Source organism: Allobosea sp. 05T439 (assembly GCF_056396005.1).
The window spans coordinates 1-20872 of the sequence record NZ_JBFTKP010000002.1 but is presented as its reverse complement, the minus strand read 5'-3'; the positions used below and the strand labels follow the sequence as shown (position 1 = coordinate 20872).

Here is a 20872-nt window from a genome sequence, read left to right as displayed (position 1 = left end):
GATCTGGCTCCTCAGGCGAGGCGATGCCCGTCAGCCGCGTCCCGCCAGGCGCTGGTAATGCGCCAGCACGTGCAGGCGCAGCGCGGAGGAGAGATTGGCCTCGCCGCGGCGGGAATCAACATCGGCGACGAGTGCGGCAAGCGTGCGGCGCTCCTGCCCGGCAATCTCCTTGAGTGCCGCCCAGAACGGCTCCTCGAGCGATACGCTGGTGCGGTGCCCGGCAATGGCGAGAGAATGTTTGCGCTCGCGGCTCACCCCGGGGTCTCGCCCTTGTCATCGGGTGAAAGCGCAAGCTTGTGACCGTCGAGTTCGTGGATGGCCTTATCGCGCCGCGCTTCAGTCAGGCTGCGCTCGGCTTTGCTCCGTCCGAAGTCGATACGGTTCTGGTCGGCCTTGGCTTCGGCCGCTACGCGCTGGCGCTGTTTGCGGGCGCGCCGGAGATTGATGATCTCTGCCATTCCGCCCGGCCTTGTTCAGGACGGGCCGAGCATGCGCTCGGGCCGCACCGTGCTGTCGAACAACTCGGCGTCGACACCGGCCCTCAAGGCTTCCTCGCGCAGGGTCGTGCCATTGTGATGGGCGGCCTTGGCGATGTTGGCAGCCTTGTCGTAGCCGATGGCCGGTGCAAGTGCTGTGACCAGCATCAGCGAGCGGGACAGCAACTCGGCGAGCCGGTCCTCATTGGCGACGATCCCTTCAATGCAGTGCACGCGGAAGCTGTCTGCGGCATCGGCGAGCAGCCTGACCGATTGCAGGAAGGCGGCAGCGATCACCGGCTTGAAGACGTTCAGTTCGAAATGGCCCTGGCTCGCGGCGAAGCCGATTGTCGCCTGGTTGCCGTGAACCTGTGTGGCCACCATGGTCAAGGCTTCGGCCTGGGTCGGATTGACCTTGCCGGGCATGATCGAGGAACCGGGCTCGTTCTCGGGCAGGCTGATCTCGCCGAGACCCGAGCGTGGGCCCGAGCCCATCAGGCGGATGTCATTGGCGATCTTGAACAGATCCATGGCAAGCGCGGCGAGCGCGCCATGGGCGGCGGTGAGCGCGCCATGGCTCGCCAACGCCTCGAACGCATTGGCGGCGGGGCGGAAGGGCAGGCCGGTGAGCCCCGCCATTTCCTTGGCAAAGAAGGCGGCGAAGTCGCGATGGGTGTTCAGGCCGGTGCCGACCGCCGTGCCGCCTTGGGCCAGCGCATGCAGCCCGCCGAGCGAGGCCTCGATCCGCCCGATGCCAAGATGGATCTGCGTGGCGTAGCCCGAGAATTCCTGGCCGAGCGTGACGGGCGTCGCGTCCTGGAGATGCGTCCGGCCGATCTTGATCAGCGAAGCGAAGCGCTGTGCCTTGTCCTGCAGTGCCTGTTCGAGCTTGCGCAGGGACGGAAGCAGCAGGCGCGAAATCTCGAGCGCCGCGGCAATATGCATCGCGGTCGGGAAGCTGTCATTCGACGACTGGCCACGGTTGACCTGATCGTTGGGATGAACCGGGCTCTTCGCGCCGAGGCCGGCGCCGAGGATCTCGTTGGCGCGGTTGGAGAGGACCTCGTTGACGTTCATGTTGGTCTGGGTGCCGGAGCCGGTCTGCCAGACGACAAGCGGGAAGTGGTCGTCGAAGCGACCGCCCAATGCTTCATCCGCCGCCTGGCCGATGGCGCCGGCGACACGCTGGTCGATCAACCCCAGCCGCGCATTGACGTGCGCGGCAGCCTTCTTGACCAGCACGAGAGCATGGATCAGCGGGAGCGGCATGCGTTCGCTCGGTCCGCCAATGCGGAAATTCTCGAGCGAGCGCTGGGTCTGAGCACCCCAGTAGCGATCTGCAGGAACGGCGATGGGGCCGAAGGAGTCAGTCTCTGTGCGGGTGTCCGGCATAGGCTCTGATCAGGTCTTCTTGCGGAAGGAATCGAGACTGACGACCTGCGCGCCGCCGCCTTCGTCACCATCCGCGCCCGCGTCGGCCTTCGCCGGGTCCGCTTCGTCGTCGGTGGCTGCCTTGTTCTTCGCAGTGGCACTTGCGGATTGTGGCTTTACCGGGAGCGCAAGCGGTGTTGGGGCGGCTACGCTGGGCTCGGACCCGGCTCCGCGTGGTGCCTTTCCGGCTCCCGCGGTCTGATCACTCGCCGAGGCTTCTTCAGGAGCCTCCTGGGTTTCGAACTTCAGGCCGAACTGGACCGAGGGATCGAAGAAGGTGGTGATCGAATCGAAGGGCACCAGCAGCCTTTCGGGCACGCCGGAGAACGAGAGACCGACCTCGAAGGCGTGGTCGCTGACGTTGAGGTCCCAGAACTGATGCTGGAGCACGACCGTCATCTCGTCCGGGTGCTTTTCGCGCAGTCGCTGCGAGAGGCGCACGCCAGGGGCCGTCGTGCGGAACGTGATGTAGAAATGGTGCTCACCCGGCAGGCCATCGCGGCTCGCCTCGGCCAGGATCTTCCGTACGACACCCTTCAGCGCGTCCTGCACCATGAGATCGTAGCGAAGAATATCCTGTACCATCGTATCGACTATCCGTGTCCGCTTCCGAGCAAGGCAGAAAGTCGCCGGCCCTCGCATAAAAAAGTGGAGGCTTCTGTTGCCAGGCGCCTCCGAGCCCCGCCTTACGCGGCTAAGCGCAAGGGCTTTGGTTTGGGAACCAGCACCGCTTACGCGGCGACAGCAACCCGAGCATTGTTGTCGTTGGCAACTATGCAATGGCCCGATAACGGCGGAACCATGCCGAGCAAAAGAACGACCTTTACACCCTCGTCGATCCTATTTCGCCCCCGCCGGAGCCCGTCTCGCGAATCGCGCACGGGCTCTGGTGGAGGCGCCGGGTACCGCCCCCGGGTCCGAAAGGCTTATTTCGACGTTCGTTTATCGCCATAGCCGCTCTTGCGAGTGGCAAACCGAATATAGGGACTCGGAGCGCGCGGGGAAAGAGAGCATCGTCACTCCATCCGAAGCAATTTCGCCGGCTCTCACCGGGACGGAATATCGAGATTTGGCTCATCCCGGATGATCCTGAGGACCTTGCCGTTACTGACGCTGACATCGATCGCGATCTCGGCGCCGTTACTGTCGACCCCGCCGAGCTCCCAGCGACCGCCATGGCGCTCGATATCCTCGATCCAGACCATGCCGTGATCGATAGCGATCTCGCGGGCTTCCGTAATCGAGATTTCACGGGTGCTCGGAGCGGGGGACGGCATGGTGTTGGCGGCCACGGCAGGGAAGGAGAGCAGGACGGCGACCGGCAGGAGCCACATTGCGCTGCGAATCGACATTTTGGTTCTCCCTAGCCTGAACAGAGGCAGGGAGCGGCTCAATCATGGCTTTGTTTCGGCTGGTCTGAGGCGCTTCCTTGCGGCTTATCGCATTGCCGTGAGCGCATGTGTGCACTGCAATGCGATGGCTCCAGACGATGCGATACCGTCTCCAGGATGTGCGATGCCGGAGAAGGCCCAGTGGGGAGGTTCGCACCACCGTTTGGAGGCGGCGGTGCATTGGAACGGGGCCGGCGAGTGAGGCCGCTGCCTGTGTATGCTGCACGGCGGCAAACCTGCCGATGCCTGGTGACCTCGAAGCCTGTCAGTATATATGTTGCACGCACGGATCGTGCCGCTAACACACATGTTCAGGGCCAACGAGCCTGGGAGTGGCAAGAGCTCCCGGACTCTTCGCGGAGGCGGCTAGTGATCAGAAGGCATCCAGAATTCCAGTATCTCGACCTGCTTTCCGACGTCCTGGAGCGCGGAGACGAGCGGTTGGACCGTACTGGTGTAGGCACTCGCTCGCTTTTTGGCGCCATGGTGCGATTCGATTTGTCGGATGGCAGTGCGCCTATCCTCACGACGAAACGCGTCTATTGGAAAACCGCGGTCAAGGAGATGCTCTGGTTCTTGACCGGGGGCACCAATATCCAACCTCTGCTTCGCGAGAACGTCCGAATCTGGACCGACTGGCCGCTTGCGCATTATCGCCGTGAGACAGGCGAGACCATCTCGCAGGACGCGTTCGAGCAGCGTGTTGTCGAGGACGACGCCTTTGCTGCTCGCTGGGGCGAACTTGGCCCTGTCTATGGCAAGCAATGGCGCCGCTGGCTGGGCGCCGACGGCCGCGAGCATGATCAGATCGCGGCACTGGTCGAGGCGCTGCGGACGAATCCAACGAGCCGCCGAATGCTCTTCCATGGATGGAACGTGCCGGAACTCGGTGCGATGGCGCTTCCGCCTTGCCACATGGTGTATCAGTACCACGTGACCTCGGATGGGCGGCTGAATTGCCTCTTGTTCCAGAGGTCGGTTGATCTGCTCCTCGGAGCTCCGTTCAACTTTGTCGGCGCCGCTGCACTGCAACTCATGCTGGCCCAGCAGGCGGACCTCCGTCCTGGCGAACTGATCTGGGTGGGTGGGGACGTCCATCTCTACCTTAATCACCTGGGGCAGGCCCGGGAGCAGGTTTCGCGTGAGCCCCGGCCATTTCCCACGATGCGGCTCACCCGACGGGCGGCGACGATAGACGAGTACCGCATCGACGATTTTGACGTCGAAAGCTACGCGCCTCACGCGGCGATCAAGGCCGACGTGGCGGTCTGAGCTCGATCGTTCTAGCCCAGCTGAGTTTTTCAGGAGCAGTGACCGCGACCTCTCCGGGGAGTTCGGGCCGCGCCGTCGACGTCGGTCGAGCGCTGAAATGAGGTTGTCCGACGAGAATTGATGCGGGTTGCGCATCAGGCGCAGGATATTCTTGCGTTAGATCAATTGGGCTGGCGTCAGCATCTGCAAGACTGCGCTCTCAATGGCATCCAAGAGGCACGGATATGCTTCGAAGGAACCGACGCATCCTTGGTCGCAATCGTCTCACTTCTAGCAAGTGCGAGATAGGCGGCAGCCCCCGGCTTTGCCTGCTGGAGCATTCCAGGAGACGCCTCGTAGGCTCGATCCATTCCAACTGCGCTGCAGTGCTGGCTAGCATGGATCCCCCCAATTCATCGGCGCGGGAGCCTGCCCCAGGCCAAGATACGATCTGCAGGAGATAGCCGCATGTCACCGGCAAGGGCGAAACCCAGCAGCATTAGCTATGTCAGCATCATGGCTCTGGTTTATCCCGGCCCAGACGCAGAAGGGCTCATTGGGCTCGCCGCATCGCTCGCCCACCGGTTTTCGAGCCGATTGATCGGCATCGCCGCTGAAGATTTTGTCCTCCCGTACTATGGCGACGGGGCGGTCGCAATGGACCCCATACTGGTCGAGAATGCCAAGAGGGCGGCAGCGGAGAACCTTATCGAGGCCGAGAAGGTTTTTCGCCGGGCCGCGGGGACGACGAGCAGGATCGAATGGCGTTCGACGGTCTGCCAGCCTCGTGGCTTCATCCTGGCGCAGTCACGTGCCGCCGACCTCGTGGTGCTGGGCCGACGTGCTCCCGGCGACGTGAGCGATAGCGGCATGGCGGTTGGGCCTGAAGAACTCATCATGGATCTTGGGCGCCCCGTTCTTCTCGTGCCACCCCGGTTCGAGTTTCTTTCAGCCAAGCGGATTGTGGTCGCCTGGAAGGGCACAAGGGAAGCCCGGCGCGCCATCTGGGACGCCCTGCCGCTCCTCAGGCAGGCCGAGGCGGTGAAAGTCGTTTCCGTTGGCGCGGACGCTGGCGAGCAGGGGGTGGAGGACGTCTGCCACTACCTGTCCGAGCACCATGTCTCGGCGCGTCCCGTGCTGCGGCAGGACGGTCTCGGCGATCCAGTCGACCAGATCACCGAACTCGCCCGGCAAGAAGGGGCCGATCTCATCGTTTCCGGGGCATATGGGCATAGCCGCATGCGCGAATGGATTTTGGGCGGTGTGACAAACGATCTGCTCAAGGCCGCGCCGACATGTTGCATGATGTCCCATTGAGGCCGGGAACTCCGGCGCAGGGATGCGTCGCGATGTCCCGCGGGCCACTTGGACTGGCTGCGCCCGCAGATTGCAGCACGCGACCGAGGTGTTTCAACTTGGGGTTCGTTCAGGAGCGGCAGCGATGCCCATACGACTCAGCTTCTTCGGTGCTGCGCAGTCCGTGACCGGCTCATGTTTCCTGCTGGAGACACTGGGAGCGCGCGTGCTGGTCGACTGCGGTATGTTCCAGGGGGCAAAGACCGAAAAGGAACTGAACTACCGCGCATTTCCATTCCGGGAGTCAGCGATCGATGCTGTTCTGTTGACTCATGCACATATCGACCACAGCGGGCTCATCCCGAAGCTCGTCAAGGGTGGCTTCGCAGGGCCTATCCTTGCCACCGCGGCGAGCATCGACCTCTGCGCCATCATGCTGCGGGATTCCGGTCACATTCAGGAAAATGAGGTCAGGCAGCTCAATCGGCGCAATGCGCGTCGGGGCCGTGATCGCGAGGTAGACCCCATTTACACCGCGGAGGATGCTGAGCGCAGTCTCATACAGTTCAAGGCTGTGACGTATCACGAGTGGGCGCTGGTTGCGCCCGGAGTGCGCGCGCGGTTTTGGAATGCGGGCCACCTGCTTGGTTCCGCGTCAGTCGAGGTCGAGCTCGAGGAGCTGGGGGGCGATACCCGCATGCGCATCCTGTTTTCAGGCGACATCGGCCCCCAGAACAAGCTGTTGCAGCCCAATCCGGAGGCGCCGCGGGATTTCGATTACCTCGTCTGCGAGTCAACCTATGGCGACCGCGACCGCATCGAGACGAACTCGGGCGGTCGACGCCTGCTGTTGCGAGATGAGGTGAGAGCAGCCGCGCGTCGCAATGGCGTACTTCTCGTTCCGTCCTTTGCGGTCGAGCGGACGCAGGAGCTTCTCGTCGATCTGGTCGGCCTGATGAAGGATGGCGAGATCCCGCCTACTCCCATCTATGTCGACTCTCCTCTCGCCACCAAGGCGAGCGGCGCCTTTCAACAGCACGCAAGCGAATTGGAGCACGGTGACGAGCTTGTTGCCGCACTTCAGGGCGGCAACGTACGGTTCACCGAGACCGTTGAGCAGAGCAAGGCTCTTGACCTGCGGCAAGGGTTTCATGTCATCATTGCAGCCAGCGGCATGTGCGAGGCTGGGCGGATTCGCCACCGGCTGAAGAACTGGCTCTGGCGCGAAGACGCAACCGTCCTGTTCGTCGGGTTTCAGGCACAAGGCACGCTCGGGCGGATCCTTCAGGATGGAGCGAGGCGCGTTCGCATTCAGGGCGAGGATATCGACGTGCGGGCGCGCATCCGCTCGCTCGACATGTATTCCGGCCATGCCGACGGTTCGGAACTGGAGGCCTGGGTTCGCGAACGTTTGCCGCTCCGACTGAACCTTTTTCTGGTTCATGGGGAGGAACCGGCCATAGCTGCCATGCGGATGCGGTTGAGCAGGTCGCTCCGGCCCGAGCAGATTTTGTCACCCCTGCTCGATGATACCTACGAACTGACTGCTAACGGCGCAGAACCTGTTGCGATCGGCCTCCCGCGGCGCATCTCTCCGGATCAAATTGGTCGGCTTGACTGGCACAACGAGCGCTCGCGCCTCCTGCTCGATATCGACGAGGCTATGGACAAGGCCGCAGACGAGCGTTCGCGCGGCGTGATGATCCGGCGTTTGCGAAGAGCACTTGCAGGCGAAGAATAGGTGTCGCCAAATGCCGCGACGGTCGATCTCAGGGACGCCTTGAAAGGACACGGCGAAGGGCCTTTTCTCCCCGCAGCGGTGAAACACACCCAGCGCCATGGGGGCTTTGCGCCGAACGGCTCTTGATTCGGATCAAGGCGGGACGGCAGGCCATGTTTCATACTGAACTTCGATGGCCAATCATTTTATAGATTGGATCGTGGTCGCGGTCGCGCGCGACAACGGTCTCGGGGCGCCTGGTCAACAGCCTGGAAGCGGCGCTCGACAGGAGATTCCCATGTTCGTCGAAGCGGTGATGACAACGCCGGTTATCAGCATCCGGCCCTCGACATCGGTCGCTGAGGCTGCCCGGCTCATGTTGGCTCACAGGATCAGTGGCCTGCCCGTCGTCGAGGGCGACGGGACGCTGGTCGGGATAGTGAGCGAAGGCGATTTCCTGCGCCGGAGTGAACTCGGGACCGAGCGCAAACGATCCTGGTGGCTCGAATTTCTCGTCAGCCCCGGAAAGGTGGCCGATGAATACGTCCATGCCCATGGCCGGAAGGTCGAAGAGGTCATGACGAATGGAGCCGTCACCATATCCAAGGGGGCTACGCTCGACGAGGTCGTCGAGATGATGAGTCGACGCAGCATCAAGCGCCTTCCCGTCGTGGACAACGGCAAGATCGTGGGTATCGTCGCTCGATCGGATCTCTTGCGCCCGATGGCCCGCGCGCTGTCGCCAGGCGATACGCAGGCGACGGACGACGAGCAGATCCGAGCTGCCATCCAGGCGGAGCTTTCCGGGCAGAGTTGGGGTGGGGGCGGGCTCATCCGCGTCCATGTCGATAAGGGCGCTGTCGAACTGACCGGGACGATCTTCGACGAACGCGAGCGACGCGCAGCGCACGTCGCTGCTGAAAACGTCGCCGGCGTCAAATCGGTGTCAGATCAACTCGCCTGGGTCGAGCCGATGTCAGGGGTCGTGGTCCTGCCAGAGGAGATCTCGCCAAATGAGATCTCGAAAGCCCGGTGACAGCTGCCAGGGATCTGGGCGGATGAGAGCCATGGTGCTGCATAGGATCGGCCAGCCCCTGTTTCTCGAGGAGCGGCCAGACCCGCTGCCAGGTCCCGGCGAGATCGGGGTGCGGATCGAAGCCTGCGCCGTCTGCCGTACCGACCTGCATATCGTCGATGGCGAACTCACCCCTCAGAGGCTGCCGATCGTTCCGGGGCACGAGATCGTCGGTATCGTGGAGACGGTCGGCGCGGGCGTTACAACACCAGCCGTTGGAACGCGGGTCGGGATCCCCTGGTTGGGGCACACCTGCGGCCATTGTCCCTATTGTGCTTCGGGGCGCGAAAACCTCTGCGACGCGCCGACATTTACCGGGCACACTCGCGATGGCGGCTTCGCGACCCATGTCGTGGCGGATTCGGCATTCGCCTTTCCACTCAATGGATTCGACGATCCGGTCGCCACCGCACCGCTGATGTGCGCCGGGCTGATCGGTTGGCGCTCGCTTCGGATTGCCGGGGAGGGACGCAGGATCGGCTTCTATGGCTTCGGCGCTGCTGCCCACATCCTGGTGCAGCTATGCTGCTGGCAGGGGCGCGACGTCTATGCCTTCACGCGCAACGGTGACGAGGCGGCGCAGACGCTTGCGCTTTCGCTGGGGGCGCGGTGGGCAGGGAGTTCCGGCTCGGCGCCACCCGAGCAACTGGATGCGGCGATCATCTTCGCTCCGATCGGCGATCTGGTGCCGGGCGCGCTGCGATCGGTGCGCAAGGGCGGCCGGGTTGTCTGCGCCGGTATCCACATGAGCGACATTCCGCAGTTTCCCTACAAGATTCTTTGGGAAGAGCGGCAACTGGTTTCGGTTGCCAATCTGACGCGGCAGGACGCGACGGAGTTTCTCGCCATCGCTCAGCAGGCCGATGTGAGGACGACGACAACGGCCTATCCACTCGACGGGGCGAATGTGGCTCTTGCCGACCTTCGGGCGGGACGGCTCCAGGGCGCCGCAGTACTGGTTCCCTGACCCTGTCACATGGGCTGGAACGTCCGGATACGAAGGGCGCGGTCGATCCTCTCAACTGCGAGCATCGCTCAAGCAAAGGTCGGTTTCTGGTATTCTACGCAATGCATTAGAGGGGCGACCGGCGCCGGCCAGGCTTGCCGCGGCGGTTCTCCATGGCGAGGGACTTCAGCCCTTCGGCTGCGGCAAGGTAAACGAGAGTAAGCCCGGCAACGGCGGCGAGGATGGGCAGAGGCAGCGCGACAAATCCGAAATAGCTGCCAAGCGGGCTCAGAGACAGGGCGAGCGCAATCGCGAGGGCGCCAAGCGACGTTGCTATGAGAACAGGATGAGGACTGCTTCGCCAGAGTGGTCGTGAGGTCCTGATGATGAAGATCACCAGGATCTGCGTCGCAATCGATTCAACGAACCAGGCTGTCCTGAACATCGCGATGTCCGCAGCGAAGACCCAAATCAGCATGGCAAATGTTGCGATGTCGAACAGCGATGAGAGCGGTCCCATGATGAGCGTGAAACGCAGGACCGATTTCATGTCCCAAACCTGCGGCGCGGCGAGTGTTTCCTCGTCGGCCCTGTCGAAGGGGATTCCGATCTCGGATAGATCGTAGATCAGGTTGTTCAGAAGGATCTGGAGCGGTGCCAGCGGCAGGAAAGGCAGCACCAGCGACGCAAGCGCCATCGACAGCATGTTGCCGAAGTTCGAACTCGTTCCCATACGGACATATTTCATGATGTTGGCATAGGTGCGCCGGCCCTCTGCCAGTCCCCCGGCCAGCACGCCGAGATCCGGCGCCAGCAGAATGATGTCGGCTGCCTGGCGAGCGACATCGGTCCCGCCTTCAACCGATAGACCGACATCGGCCGCATGGATGGCGGGCGCGTCATTGATACCGTCACCGATGAAGCCGACGGTATGACCATGCCGACGCAAGGCGCGCACGATCCGACTCTTCTGGTCGGGTGAGACGCGAACGAAGAGGTCGGCTCCTTCGGCTCGGGAAGCCAGGGAAATCTCGGACAGGCCGGAAATCTCCTCTCCCGTCATGAGGCCGCGGGTCGGCAGGCCCAGTGTCTCGACGAGGTGCTCGACGACCGGTGCGGCATCGCCAGAGATGATCTTGACGCGGACGCCCGCCTTGATGAGCTGGGCTACAGCCTCCGTCGCGGATGCCTTGGGAGGATCGAGGAAGGCGGCGCAACCGACAAAGGTGAGCCCGGCTTCATCGGTGAGTTCTGCATGATGGCAGCTGGCGGGCATGTCGCGTCTGGCGATCCCTAGCAGACGGAAGCCCTGTCGCCCCCTCTCGTCCAGCAGCGTCGCGATTTTGACCCGCTCGGTCTCATCAAGCGGCGTCACGATCCCGTCGGATGCCTCGATCTGCGTGCACAGGGCGAGCATCGCTTCTGGTGCGCCCTTGGTGATCAACTCAGAGGCGGTGCCGTGCGAAATGAGGACCGATGCTCGCCGCCGCTCGAAATCGAAAGGCAGATCGTCGACATGCGCCCAGCCGCCATCGAAACCTGTCGGCGCTCCGGCCAGGATCGCGTCATCGAGATTGCTGCGCATGCCGCTGGCAAAACGGCTGTTCAGGCGCACCAACTGTGCCGCGCGTGTGCTTTCCATGCCGTCTGCCCCAAAGCTGGCGACGTGCACGATTTTCGCCTCGGTCAAGGTGCCGGTCTTGTCGGTGCACAGGACGTCCATTGCGCCGAGATCGTGGATGGCGGACAACCGTTTCACCACGACCTGGCTCGTGGCCATCCGCACCGCTCCGCGCGCGAGGGTGACCGTCATGACCATCGGCAGCAGTTCGGGGGTGAGGCCTACTGCAAGTGCAACGGCGAACAGGAAGCTCTCGAGCGACAGGCCGTGATGAACAAGCTGCGTTAGGAGCACGAAGAGGACCAGGAACCCGGTGAGCCGCAGGATCAACATGCCGAGCGCATGCACGCCACGCTCGAACGCGGTCGGGGGCTCCTTCGCCTGGACGGAGCTGGATATCGCGCCGAAGCAGGTGGCACCGCCAGTCGCGACCACGAGCATGACTGCCTCCCCGCCGACGATACTGGTTCCGCCGAACAGGGCGTTGAAGGCGTCGGAGAGCGAAGCCCCTGAGGAAGGTCCCGGATGCTTTTCCACGGGATAGGGTTCGCCGGTCAGGAGTGCTTCGTTGGCGAGTGCGCCATTCGCGGAAAGCACGACGCCATCCGCGGGCACGAGTTCGCCGGCACGGAGTTCGAGCACGTCGCCCGGTACGATTTCCTTGACGGCGAGTTCCTGAAGCCTGCCATCGCGACGTACCGACGCCGTCACCGCGACCGAGCGCCTCAACGCCTCAATGGTGGTCTCGGCCTTGTGTTCCTGGGCAATGTCGAGCCCGATGGAAAACAGGACAATGATCAGGATAATGAGGAAGCTCTGCCAGTCTCCCGTGGCGCCCGAGATCGTGGCTGCAATGAGCAGGATGGCGATAAGGGGTTCACAAAGTCGCTTGCCTAGCTTGCCCACGAGACTGCGGCGCACGCCAGTGACAGCCAGATTCGGGCCATAGCGGCCCATTCGCGCGCGCGCCTCCTCGGAGGTCATCCCCTCCGGCCGCACATCGAGTACTCGCAAGATCTCGTCATTGTCGCCCGACCAGAAGGCGGGCACTCCATTGGCTGGTCCCGACCGCGTGGGCGCCTCTTTCGCGAGGCTCAGCGCACGATCCATTGCTCGCCCTCCTTGCGGTAGCTGTGCTTCACGGCCGCCCAGGCAATGCGGTGAGCGATTTCCTCGTGCTCCTCAGCGCTCCGGTCTGCGTAGCCTTCCCAGGCGCTGTTGAAAGCGGCGCGGTAGATTTCCTGAGCGTGGGCAGGCAAATGCGCCCGAACAGAAGCGGGAAGGTCTTCGAGCCTTGCATAAGGCATGAGGCGATCTCCCGTCAGTCGGATCCGGAGCTGGGACGGTGCATTGATCGCGAATGCGGCCCTGCACGTTCGGTTCTCGCGAGCTGCGCCTATGTGGCCCGCATTTCGATCCCTTGCGCGAGGTGGCGTCCTTTCCACGAACGCGCCGGGAAGCGTTCGATCAGCGGGCTTAACCGTGCACATAGAGCCCCGGCGCGGGGCCCAGTGCCTCGTCCCCGGGCGTGGCGACGCTCTGCGGTCGCGACGTCTGGCTGCTTGAGTGGAGGGCGAGCCAAGCAAACCAGTGAGGCCACCAAGAACCCTCATGGTATTCCGCCGCCTGAAGCCAATGCTCTGGTCCCTGATGCCGTTCATGCATCTTCGCCGTCGCGATCCGGACATGGCGATCTGCCCTGCTAGGCGGGGACACGATGCCCTGATTGTGGCCGCCATTCGTAAGGGCGAAGGTCACTTCAGCATCCGTCAGCATGTGCAGCTTGAAGACAGAGCGCCAGGGCGCGACATGGTCCCATTCGGTACCGACGGCGAAGATCGGGCGACGGATATCGCGTAAGGACACCGGGTGTCCGTCAACCAGGAGGCGTCCTTCCGCCAGGTCGTTGTTGAGGTAAAGCGAGCGCAGATACTCGCTGTGCATGCGGGACGGCATCCGTGTCGCATCGGTGGACCAGGCTGCGACATCGCCCATGGGCTCTCGCTGGCCGAGAAGATAGTGACGGATCATCCGAGACCAGATCAGGTCGTTGGAGCGCAGCAGATGAAATGTACTCGCCATGCGCGAGGCTTCGAGGATGCCTTGCTCCGACATCATGTCGTCGAGGATCGCCAGCTGGCTCTCGTCGACGAAGAGGCTCAACTCGCCAGCCTGGCGAAAATCGGTCTGCGCAGCCAGGAATGTCAGGGTCTCAATTCGGTCGTCGTAGTCACGCGCCATCGCGGCGGCCGCGAGACCCAGCAATGTGCCTCCGATACAGTAGCCGACGGCATGGGCCCGTCTGGCGCCAGTGATGGCCAGCGCCGTGGCGAAGGCAGGAAGCACACCCTGAACCCGATAGTCGTCGAGGCCGACGTCGCGATCGGCCGCGCTCGGATTCTTCCATGAGACCATGAACACCGTGAAGCCCGCGTCGACGAGATGTTTCACGAGCGAATTCTGTGGGCGCAGATCGAGAATGTAGTACTTCATGATCCAGGCGGGGATGATCACGACGGGCTCCGCATGCACCGCCGGGGTCGCAGGGGCATACTGGATGATCTCGGCCAGCGGCGTCCGATGGACGACCCGCCCGGGAGTGATCGCGAGCGTGTGACCGGGAACGAAGGCCTCTGCGCCAACCGGTGGCTGTCTGGCGAGAAGCCGCTGCAGATCCTCGAGCGCGAAGCTTGCACCGCGTACGAGATTGCTCCCGCCGCTCTTCAGCGTCGCATCCAGGACCTCTGGATTGGTCATCGGAAAATTGGAGGGAGCAACGAGATCGAGGGCCTGCCGGCCCACGAAGCGCAACAGTGCCATGTGGTGCTCAGTCGAACCATGAATGTGGCGGCTTGCCTCATCGAGTGTTCTCTCGCAGGCGAGCAGGGATTCCGCGAAGAGCGCGAACGGCCATTGTCGCCAGCTTGGGTGACGGAACCGCTTGTCCTGAGGCAACGAATGCTCGCAAGGCGAGCATTCGCCCCCCTTGGTCAACATCTGGACATTCAGCTCGGCCAAGCGACTGGCCTCCGACAGTCCGGTGATGGCGATCTCGGCCATTCGGGCGGGCGAAACCGATAGGTGAACGGCCCAATCGAACCAGGCCTCTGCGAGGCCCATAGGCGAGAAACCTGCGGCCATCCGGCCGATGCCGGCGTGCAGGAAACGATCCAACGGCTCTTCGGGACCAAGCCTGTCCTGTTGTGGTGGAGCCTCCGGCGGGAGGGGCGGCGCATTGGTCAAATGAGGAGTGGTGTTCGGATCAGTGAAGAGGGTGGATTCGACATTCATGTTCGAACTCCCGTCACCAGCGCACGCGCGAAACACAAACTATCAGTCGCAATCCGTTCGGTGGTTGACCTGCATCAAGGCGACCCTCGCCGGATTGTTCTTGATGATCGATACCCAGGCAGCGCTTGGTGCGCTGCCTTCAGAGGAGGCGAGACATGGTAGCTTCAACGAACCGCGCCAGCAGCCCCGACAAACTGGGTTTCCCGTCGTTTGGCTTCCCGGAGGGGATGGGCAAAACGATGCAGGCGCAATTCGCGACCGCCCTTTCCGTACCCCAGGCCATATTGGAGGCAAATCTGACTGTGGGGGCAGAATGGCTTTCCTTTATGGGGCGGCGCATGAAGGCGCAGGCCGAATTGTGCAATGCCCTCAGTCACTGCCAGGAAATTGGCGAAGCGGTCGAGGCGCACCGGAAGTTCAGCCAGGGCATCGCGAGCGACTACTCCACCGAGTTCGACCAACTGGCGACGATCATGCGCAAGGAAATGGCCGTCGTCACCGCGACCGCAACTGAGGCTGTCGAAGAAGCGGGCCGGGCAGGTAAGCTCGCGGCATAGACAGCATACGGCTGTGGCGCCGAAAGGATTCCTGATGCATTCTTGGCGTCGAGCGCAGGACCCTGTCCGTTCGTGGCCGAGAAACTCAGTAGCGCCTCAGTCGCGCCTGGAGGAGGCAAGCCATGTCCAGCAGTCTCCCCCTTGTTCAACGCGATAGCTGGCTTGTCGTGTGCGACGGCGCCAAGGCGCTCATCCTGCGAAATGATGGCGATGTCGACCGATTGCGGCTGCAGGTCCTTCACACGATGGAACGGCCGTCCGCCCCCGATCGCGAGCTTGGGACGGATCGTCCAGGTCGGGTCCATCAGTCTCTCGGCGAGGGGCGCAGCGCGGTTGAAGCAAATAGCCGCCACGCAGCTGCCGAGGTCTCGTTTGTTGGCGAGGTTGCACTCTTTCTGTCTCGACGGAGCGGCGTCGACCGTGTCAAGCGCATCATCCTGATTGCGCCGCCCAAGGTGCTGGGTGAACTGCGTCGCCAGCTGCTTCCGGCCGTGCAGGCTCTTGTCGTGGCGGAAATCGTCAAGGACCTGACGAATCTGCCTGTCGGCGAGATCGAGCGCCATCTTTTGAGGTGAACGGCTGATTGCCCTCCGCCGGAGGTGATTTTCACCGTGTCTGGCTTTAGTTCCGGGCCCTGGGCGAAGGCCGGCCCGGGGATCGCGAGAGCCGGATAGAGAGCGTGATCTGTGTCAATGCGAGCTGCGATAGGGCCGATAGGCTGAAACCATGAAGCGACAGCCCTCTCATTCTGCGATTTTGCTCCTCTTTGGCGCATGCCTTGGTATTATGGCGAGTGCCGTGAACGCGATGCCGGCGGATGCGCAACGCCCTGAGAATGCCCAGAGTGCGGACTTGGGCAAGAAAGTCGCTCAGCGTATCTGCAGTGGATGTCATGCTGTCGGGCGCACAGGTCAAAGTCCCAACCCCAGGTCGCCACGCTTTCCGCTCATCGCCGAACGTTACCCCGGCGGCAATCCCGCTCCCGTCTTGATTGACGGAACCGTGGTGCGTCACCCGGGAATGCCGGAGTTTCGTCTCACCGAAAGCGAAACCGACGGGCTTGTCGCCTATATCCGGCGGATTTCGCGAAAGTGGAGGCCAGAGTTCCGGTAAGGCCAGGCGTGTGCGAGCCAGGCTGCTGCGCAGGAGGATGGAAATGGACAAGCCTCTCAGGATCGCCTCGTTCCTCGGTCTGGTGGTGACCATGATCGGGATCGATGTGACGGCTGCGCAGAGTATCGGCGATGCTGCCGCTGGCCGCAATCTGGCCTCGACATGGTGCGCTGCATGCCATCGCATCACCGGGGAGGACCGAGATCGGGCCCGCACGCCTCCAGATTTCGGGGCGATAGCCGATACGAGCCAGCAGACCGAGCTCTCGCTCCGGGTGTTTCTCCAGACGCCTCACGGTCAAATGCCGCGCTACCAATTCAGCCGCTCCGAAATCGACGACATCATCTCCTATCTCCTGAGCCTCAGATCGCGCTGAGTCCGCCCTCGTTTCAGCGCAATGTCAGACGCAGGGGGCCGCAGCCCTTAGGATCAGACCGGCGCTGCGGAGTTGATCCAGGTCAACGGAACTGTCGGCTGCTGAGCTAACGATGATGATCAGCCTGGCGTGGAGCGTATCCTGATGAACGATCTGGGTCCAACCATTCGCCCATCCATGCGACGATCGGCCTACGGGATGAAGGCTTGGCCCGGTAAGGAGGCTGGATCACTTGCCGTGACCCCAATTCCATTGGCCACTTCTCCCAGCAGGCGGCAGCGTGCCCATTGGGGCGCCCATCTCATCGACTTGGGCTCAACCGGTCGCGCACGACGGGCTCTCCAGCCGAACGTCGGGGCATTCTCACTCCGAATACCAAAGAGTTTGCTGTTTATGCCACGATGCCGGAGCGTGGTCGCGGTTGGGCGCAAACGAACAGTCTCGTTCGAATAATAATCATATGTTCAGCCAGCCTTCATCTACTTCTCTAAATTTGTCTGGCTCGGAACCGCTGCCGAAGTCTCTCTTTCATTTTGTCTTTCGCATCAGCGGATGGCATCAATTATGGGTTTCCGTCATTTCTGTCGCTGTATTCCTCTTGAATGCCGCGCCAATCGAAATTCAAAGAAGGGTGATCGATACGGCGGTCAAAGGAGGGGCGGTCAGGGACATTCTCCTGCTTGTGACCGCACAAGCCGTGATCATACTCAGTTTTGGGCTGCTCAAGCTCCTCATGAATCTCTATCGAGCTTGGATTGGGGAAAGTGCGACCCGGGCCCTGCGCGTTGCGATCGACACTCGCCTTGCAACGCGCTCGGCCAAGTCACGACAAGACGGTAACGATGCCGTCGGTCTGTCAATGATTATGGCGGAAAGTGACGATGTTGGCGCTTTCGTCGGGTCCAGCATCAGTATCCCGATCGTGGAGATTGGGTTCTTGATCAGCGTCTTCAGCTACCTTTTGATACTGGAGCCGCGAATGGCGCTGGTGAGTGCAGCAATTCTCGCGCCGCAAATCGTTATTGTTCCATTGATTCAGAGGGCAATCAATCCAAGAGTTGCTGGTAGAATAGTTTTATTGCGAAAAATTGGATCTGATATTTTGACTGTCAGCAAATATGGCAGAGATAATCAGAATGACGACGATTTAAATATCGTATTTGATATTAGTATGGGAATATTCGCTTTGAAGTTCTCAATGAATTTTCTGATGAATCTGAGTTATAGCGTAGGCGGAATTCTAATATTGGGCTTGGGTGGCGTGCTTGTCGTCCGCGGTCAGACGGAGATCGCGACGGTCATTACCTTTCTTTCTGCGACGGGAAGGGTGGTCGATCCCTGGAATGACGTGGTCGATTGGGCACGGAACCTGGCAGTTTCAGTGGTGAAATACGATCTGATCGTCAATGGGTTCGCGCGCCTCGACACGGAGGAGGATTTCGCGAGCAGTCGATGAAACGTGACGCGGCGGGCGCGTGCGCGCATCTCGCTGGATCGAGCGATCCCGCGCGAGAGCGGGTGCGCGGTAAGCGCGGTCTGACGGCCGCCTTGCGCGAAGAGTCCTGATCGCGCTGTTTCGATGTCTCCTGAACGGAGACGGGCATGGCCGACGAGATCGACGGAGATGCGAGGGGTCCTACGACCGATCGTAGGAGTGGTCACAGCGGCCGCGTGCAGGTGATCGCGCGGATGTCGAGCCGGCGGTCGTGGTCGACGGACGAGAAGCTGGCGATCCTCGAGGAGGCGTTCGGCGCGGGCGGATCGGTGTCGCGGACGGCTGATCATCACGCGATCGGCACGGGCCAGATTTACACGTGGCGCCGCTTGGCTCTGGACGGTTCCCTGGGCGCGCCAAGGCCAGCCGCGCCGACGTTTGCTCGGGTCGAGATTACCGACGCTCCGCCACAGGGATCGGCGGTGGCGCGTCGGGAGCCTGGACGATGCGAGATGTCGTTGCCGGCGTCGAAGCCAACGCCGACACTGATCGAGATCGAGCTTCCCTCCGGCGTCAGGGTTCGGGTTGATGGCGGCGTCGACGGGAAGGCGTTGAAGCGAGTGCTCGCCGCGCTCGGCGCGCGATGATCCCGCTCTCCGTCAACGGCCGGGTCTATCTCGCCTGCGGCGCGACGGACATGCGTCGCGGCTTCGACGGCCTGGCGGTGATGATCCAGGAGGTGCTGGCGCAGGATCCTCATTCGGGCGCGCTGTTCGCCTTCAGGGGAAAGCGCGGCGACCTGGTCAAGCTTTTGTGGTGGGATGGTCAGGGCCTTTGCCTGTTCGCAAAGCGGCTTGAGAAGGGACGCTTCGTGTGGCCGGCTGCGGCGACGGGGACGGTGTCGCTGACAGCGGCGCAGTTGGCGATGCTAATGGAGGGCATTGACTGGCGCGCTCCGATCAGGAGCTGGCGGCCAGGATTGGCTGGATAGGTAACGCATTGAATCAGAACGTTTTTACTGTCGTTCAGAGGCGTTTTGTGCTATCCATCCCTGGTGTCGAGCAGCACCGCATCGCTTCCTGATGACGTCGAATCCCTGCGCCGCCTCGTCGTCGCGCAGCGTGAGGAACTCGACCGCGAGCGGGTCGCCCGAGCCGTCGTGGAAAGCGCGCTGCTCGGCCGCGATCTGCTGATCGAGAAGCTCAAGGTTCAGATCGCCCGGCTCAAGCGGATGCATTTTGGCCGGTCCTCGGAAAAGCTGGCAACCGAGATCGCCCAGCTCGAACTGGCGCTGGAGGAACTGGAGACGGCGGAGGCGGAACTGCCGCGGCGCAGCCCGTCCATCGCGCCCGCGCGAAAGGCGCCGGATCGAGCCTTGCCGTCGCATCTGCCGCGCGAGGAGATCGTGCACCTGCCCGGCAGCGGTGACTGCGTCTGCCCGGCCTGCGGCGGGGCGCTGCGCCGTCTCGGCCAGGATGCCGACGAGGTGCTCGACATTGAGCCGGTCGCCTTCAGGGTGGTGCGCCATGTCCGGCCGAAGTTCTCCTGCCGCGCCTGCGAGGCGATCGTGCAGGCGCCGGCTCCGGAGAAGGCCATCGCACGCGGCAAGGCAAGCTTCCGCATGATCGCGCACGTTCTCGTCTCGAAGTTCGACCACCATCTTCCCTTGTATCGCCAGGCCGAGATCATGGCGGCGCAGGGCATCGACATCGATCGCTCGACCTTGGCCGGCTGGACGGGCCAAGGCGCAGCCCTGCTCGATCCGATCGTGGCGCGCATCAGGGAAACGGTTCTGGCCGCGACAAAACTCCACACCGACGACACGCCGGTGCCGATGCTCGATCCCGGCAGCGGCAAGACGAAGACGGCACGGCTCTGGGTTCATGCGATCGACGATCGTCCGCATGGCGGGCCGACCATGCCCGCCGTCTGGTTCGCGTTCACGACGGATCGGCGCGCCGAACATCCACAGACCCTGTTGAAGGACTTCCGGGGCCATCTCCAGGCGGACGCCTATGCCGGCTACGACGAGCTCTATCGCAGCGGCCGCGCCGTCGAGGTCGCATGCTGGGGGCATGCCCGCCGCAAGATCTTCGATCTGCACCAGACCCAGGCGACGCCCGCCACAACCGAACTCCTGGAGCGGATCGGCGGCCTCTTCATGGTCGAAAAGACTGTACGCGGCCAGCCGCCCGATATCCGACATGCAGCGCGCCAGGGGCAGTCGCGGCCTCAACTCGAGGAGCTGAAGGCGCGCATGGAAGCGATCCGCGCCAAGCTCTCGGCGAAAAGCGCGCTTGCCGTGGCGATCACCTACGCTCTCAGACGATGGCCGGCGCTCACCCGCTATCTCGACCATGGCCATCTGGAGATCGACAACCTGATCGCCGAACGCGCGCTGCGAGGCGTCGCAATCGGGCGCCGCAACTGGCTCTTCGCCGGATCAAAAGCCGGGGGCGAGCGGGCCGCCGCCATCTACTCGATCATCGAGACCTGCAAGATGAACGGCGTCGAGCCCTTCGCCTACATCGCAGACGTCACCCGCAAGATCGCTGAAGGCTGGCCCAATAGCCGCATCGGCGAGCTCATGCCGTGGCAATGGACGGCGGAAACCAAGCAGATCGCCGCCTGACGCAGCGCGGTCCGCAGACCACGCTTACGGTGCGCGGCCGCGAGCGGGGCTCATGAATCGCGAGCTGGCGATAGTTCTCGATACATCGATCCGCCAGGGCTAAGATGCTTGCCTAGGCTCAGGACTTCGGTAACGGGGCCGTCTCAGTCAACTGGATTTTGGCGCAGATCATCGTTCGGCCGCTCTGATCGCGCGGTCGCGTGGCGATCCACATTGGCCGACACCGTCCAGCCTGGCTGGCTACGCGGCCTCGCCCTGAGA

General features: G+C 62.8%; 21 protein-coding genes and 1 other RNA gene. 13 read left to right on the top strand and 9 right to left on the bottom strand.

The window, feature by feature from the left end; translation table 11 throughout:
• Positions 1 to 30 precede the first annotated feature (30 nt).
• The 6 genes from AC1DIO_RS02110 to AC1DIO_RS02085 all read right to left on the bottom strand — a co-directional run bounded on the left by AC1DIO_RS02110 (position 31) and on the right by AC1DIO_RS02085 (position 3259).
• A complete protein-coding gene (locus AC1DIO_RS02110) occupies positions 31 to 255 on the bottom strand; it encodes a ribbon-helix-helix domain-containing protein (protein ID WP_069879848.1) in 225 nt (74 codons plus the stop codon).
• The gene (locus tag AC1DIO_RS02105; protein ID WP_441505352.1) at positions 252 to 458 is read right to left on the bottom strand and encodes a DUF4169 family protein; all 207 of its coding nucleotides are present in this window, start codon (positions 456 to 458) and stop codon (positions 252 to 254) included. Before AC1DIO_RS02105 ends, AC1DIO_RS02110 begins: the two co-directional genes overlap by 4 nt.
• A gap of 15 nt (positions 459 to 473) precedes the next feature.
• Positions 474 to 1868, bottom strand: a complete 1395-nt coding sequence (gene fumC, locus AC1DIO_RS02100) for a class II fumarate hydratase (protein ID WP_441476769.1) — start codon at positions 1866 to 1868, stop codon at positions 474 to 476.
• A gap of 9 nt (positions 1869 to 1877) precedes the next feature.
• Positions 1878 to 2492, bottom strand: coding sequence for an SspB family protein (locus AC1DIO_RS02095; RefSeq protein WP_441505353.1), 615 nt, complete (start codon positions 2490 to 2492; stop codon positions 1878 to 1880).
• A 62-nt stretch (positions 2493 to 2554) separates the two neighbouring features.
• Positions 2555 to 2917: a transfer-messenger RNA gene (ssrA, locus tag AC1DIO_RS02090) on the bottom strand.
• 36 nt (positions 2918 to 2953) lie between these two features.
• Complete coding sequence (locus tag AC1DIO_RS02085; RefSeq protein WP_441505354.1) at positions 2954 to 3259, bottom strand: PepSY domain-containing protein; 306 nt, start codon at positions 3257 to 3259, stop codon at positions 2954 to 2956.
• 411 nt (positions 3260 to 3670) lie between these two features.
• Here AC1DIO_RS02085 and thyA point away from each other — a divergent pair, with 411 nt between their 5' ends.
• The 5 genes from thyA to AC1DIO_RS02060 all read left to right on the top strand — a co-directional run bounded on the left by thyA (position 3671) and on the right by AC1DIO_RS02060 (position 9607).
• Positions 3671 to 4570: a thymidylate synthase gene (gene thyA, locus AC1DIO_RS02080; protein ID WP_441505375.1), complete on the top strand. Its 900-nt coding sequence runs from the start codon at positions 3671 to 3673 to the stop codon at positions 4568 to 4570.
• Positions 4571 to 5017: 447 nt separating this feature from the next.
• On the top strand, positions 5018 to 5866 hold the full coding sequence (locus AC1DIO_RS02075; RefSeq protein WP_441505355.1) for a universal stress protein: 849 nt from the start codon (positions 5018 to 5020) through the stop codon (positions 5864 to 5866).
• A gap of 124 nt (positions 5867 to 5990) precedes the next feature.
• Positions 5991 to 7586, top strand: coding sequence for an MBL fold metallo-hydrolase RNA specificity domain-containing protein (locus tag AC1DIO_RS02070; RefSeq protein ID WP_441505356.1), 1596 nt, complete (start codon positions 5991 to 5993; stop codon positions 7584 to 7586).
• Positions 7587 to 7863: 277 nt separating this feature from the next.
• Positions 7864 to 8601, top strand: coding sequence for a CBS domain-containing protein (locus tag AC1DIO_RS02065; RefSeq protein ID WP_476775141.1), 738 nt, complete (start codon positions 7864 to 7866; stop codon positions 8599 to 8601).
• A gap of 22 nt (positions 8602 to 8623) precedes the next feature.
• Positions 8624 to 9607 (top strand): zinc-dependent alcohol dehydrogenase family protein, encoded by a 984-nt coding sequence (locus tag AC1DIO_RS02060; RefSeq protein ID WP_441505358.1) that lies wholly within the window; start codon positions 8624 to 8626, stop codon positions 9605 to 9607.
• 106 nt (positions 9608 to 9713) lie between these two features.
• Here the strand turns inward: AC1DIO_RS02060 and mgtA are convergent, their stop codons facing one another.
• The 3 genes from mgtA to AC1DIO_RS02045 all read right to left on the bottom strand — a co-directional run bounded on the left by mgtA (position 9714) and on the right by AC1DIO_RS02045 (position 14498).
• Positions 9714 to 12317 (bottom strand): magnesium-translocating P-type ATPase, encoded by a 2604-nt coding sequence (mgtA, locus tag AC1DIO_RS02055; protein ID WP_441505359.1) that lies wholly within the window; start codon positions 12315 to 12317, stop codon positions 9714 to 9716.
• A complete protein-coding gene (locus tag AC1DIO_RS02050) occupies positions 12302 to 12514 on the bottom strand; it encodes a ChaB family protein (protein ID WP_441505360.1) in 213 nt (70 codons plus the stop codon). The genes mgtA and AC1DIO_RS02050 overlap by 16 nt, the downstream gene beginning before the upstream one ends.
• Positions 12515 to 12683: 169 nt before the next feature.
• Positions 12684 to 14498, bottom strand: coding sequence for a PHA/PHB synthase family protein (locus tag AC1DIO_RS02045; protein ID WP_441505361.1), 1815 nt, complete (start codon positions 14496 to 14498; stop codon positions 12684 to 12686).
• Positions 14499 to 14653: 155 nt separating this feature from the next.
• Here AC1DIO_RS02045 and AC1DIO_RS02040 point away from each other — a divergent pair, with 155 nt between their 5' ends.
• The 8 genes from AC1DIO_RS02040 to tnpC all read left to right on the top strand — a co-directional run bounded on the left by AC1DIO_RS02040 (position 14654) and on the right by tnpC (position 20611).
• Positions 14654 to 15055: a hypothetical protein gene (locus AC1DIO_RS02040; RefSeq protein WP_441505362.1), complete on the top strand. Its 402-nt coding sequence runs from the start codon at positions 14654 to 14656 to the stop codon at positions 15053 to 15055.
• A gap of 122 nt (positions 15056 to 15177) precedes the next feature.
• Positions 15178 to 15630 (top strand): baeRF12 domain-containing protein, encoded by a 453-nt coding sequence (locus AC1DIO_RS02035; protein ID WP_441505363.1) that lies wholly within the window; start codon positions 15178 to 15180, stop codon positions 15628 to 15630.
• A gap of 151 nt (positions 15631 to 15781) precedes the next feature.
• Positions 15782 to 16168: a c-type cytochrome gene (locus tag AC1DIO_RS02030; RefSeq protein ID WP_476831767.1), complete on the top strand. Its 387-nt coding sequence runs from the start codon at positions 15782 to 15784 to the stop codon at positions 16166 to 16168.
• Positions 16169 to 16211: 43 nt separating this feature from the next.
• Positions 16212 to 16544, top strand: coding sequence for a c-type cytochrome (locus AC1DIO_RS02025; protein WP_441505364.1), 333 nt, complete (start codon positions 16212 to 16214; stop codon positions 16542 to 16544).
• Between the two features lie 460 nt (positions 16545 to 17004).
• Positions 17005 to 18000 (top strand): ABC transporter ATP-binding protein, encoded by a 996-nt coding sequence (locus tag AC1DIO_RS02020; protein ID WP_441505365.1) that lies wholly within the window; start codon positions 17005 to 17007, stop codon positions 17998 to 18000.
• A gap of 146 nt (positions 18001 to 18146) precedes the next feature.
• Positions 18147 to 18626: an IS66-like element accessory protein TnpA gene (gene tnpA, locus AC1DIO_RS02015; RefSeq protein WP_441509181.1), complete on the top strand. Its 480-nt coding sequence runs from the start codon at positions 18147 to 18149 to the stop codon at positions 18624 to 18626.
• Complete coding sequence (tnpB, locus tag AC1DIO_RS02010) at positions 18623 to 18970, top strand: IS66 family insertion sequence element accessory protein TnpB (RefSeq protein WP_441509182.1); 348 nt, start codon at positions 18623 to 18625, stop codon at positions 18968 to 18970. Before tnpA ends, tnpB begins: the two co-directional genes overlap by 4 nt.
• A gap of 63 nt (positions 18971 to 19033) precedes the next feature.
• Positions 19034 to 20611: an IS66 family transposase gene (gene tnpC / locus AC1DIO_RS02005; protein ID WP_441509183.1), complete on the top strand. Its 1578-nt coding sequence runs from the start codon at positions 19034 to 19036 to the stop codon at positions 20609 to 20611.
• Positions 20612 to 20872 lie beyond the last annotated feature (261 nt).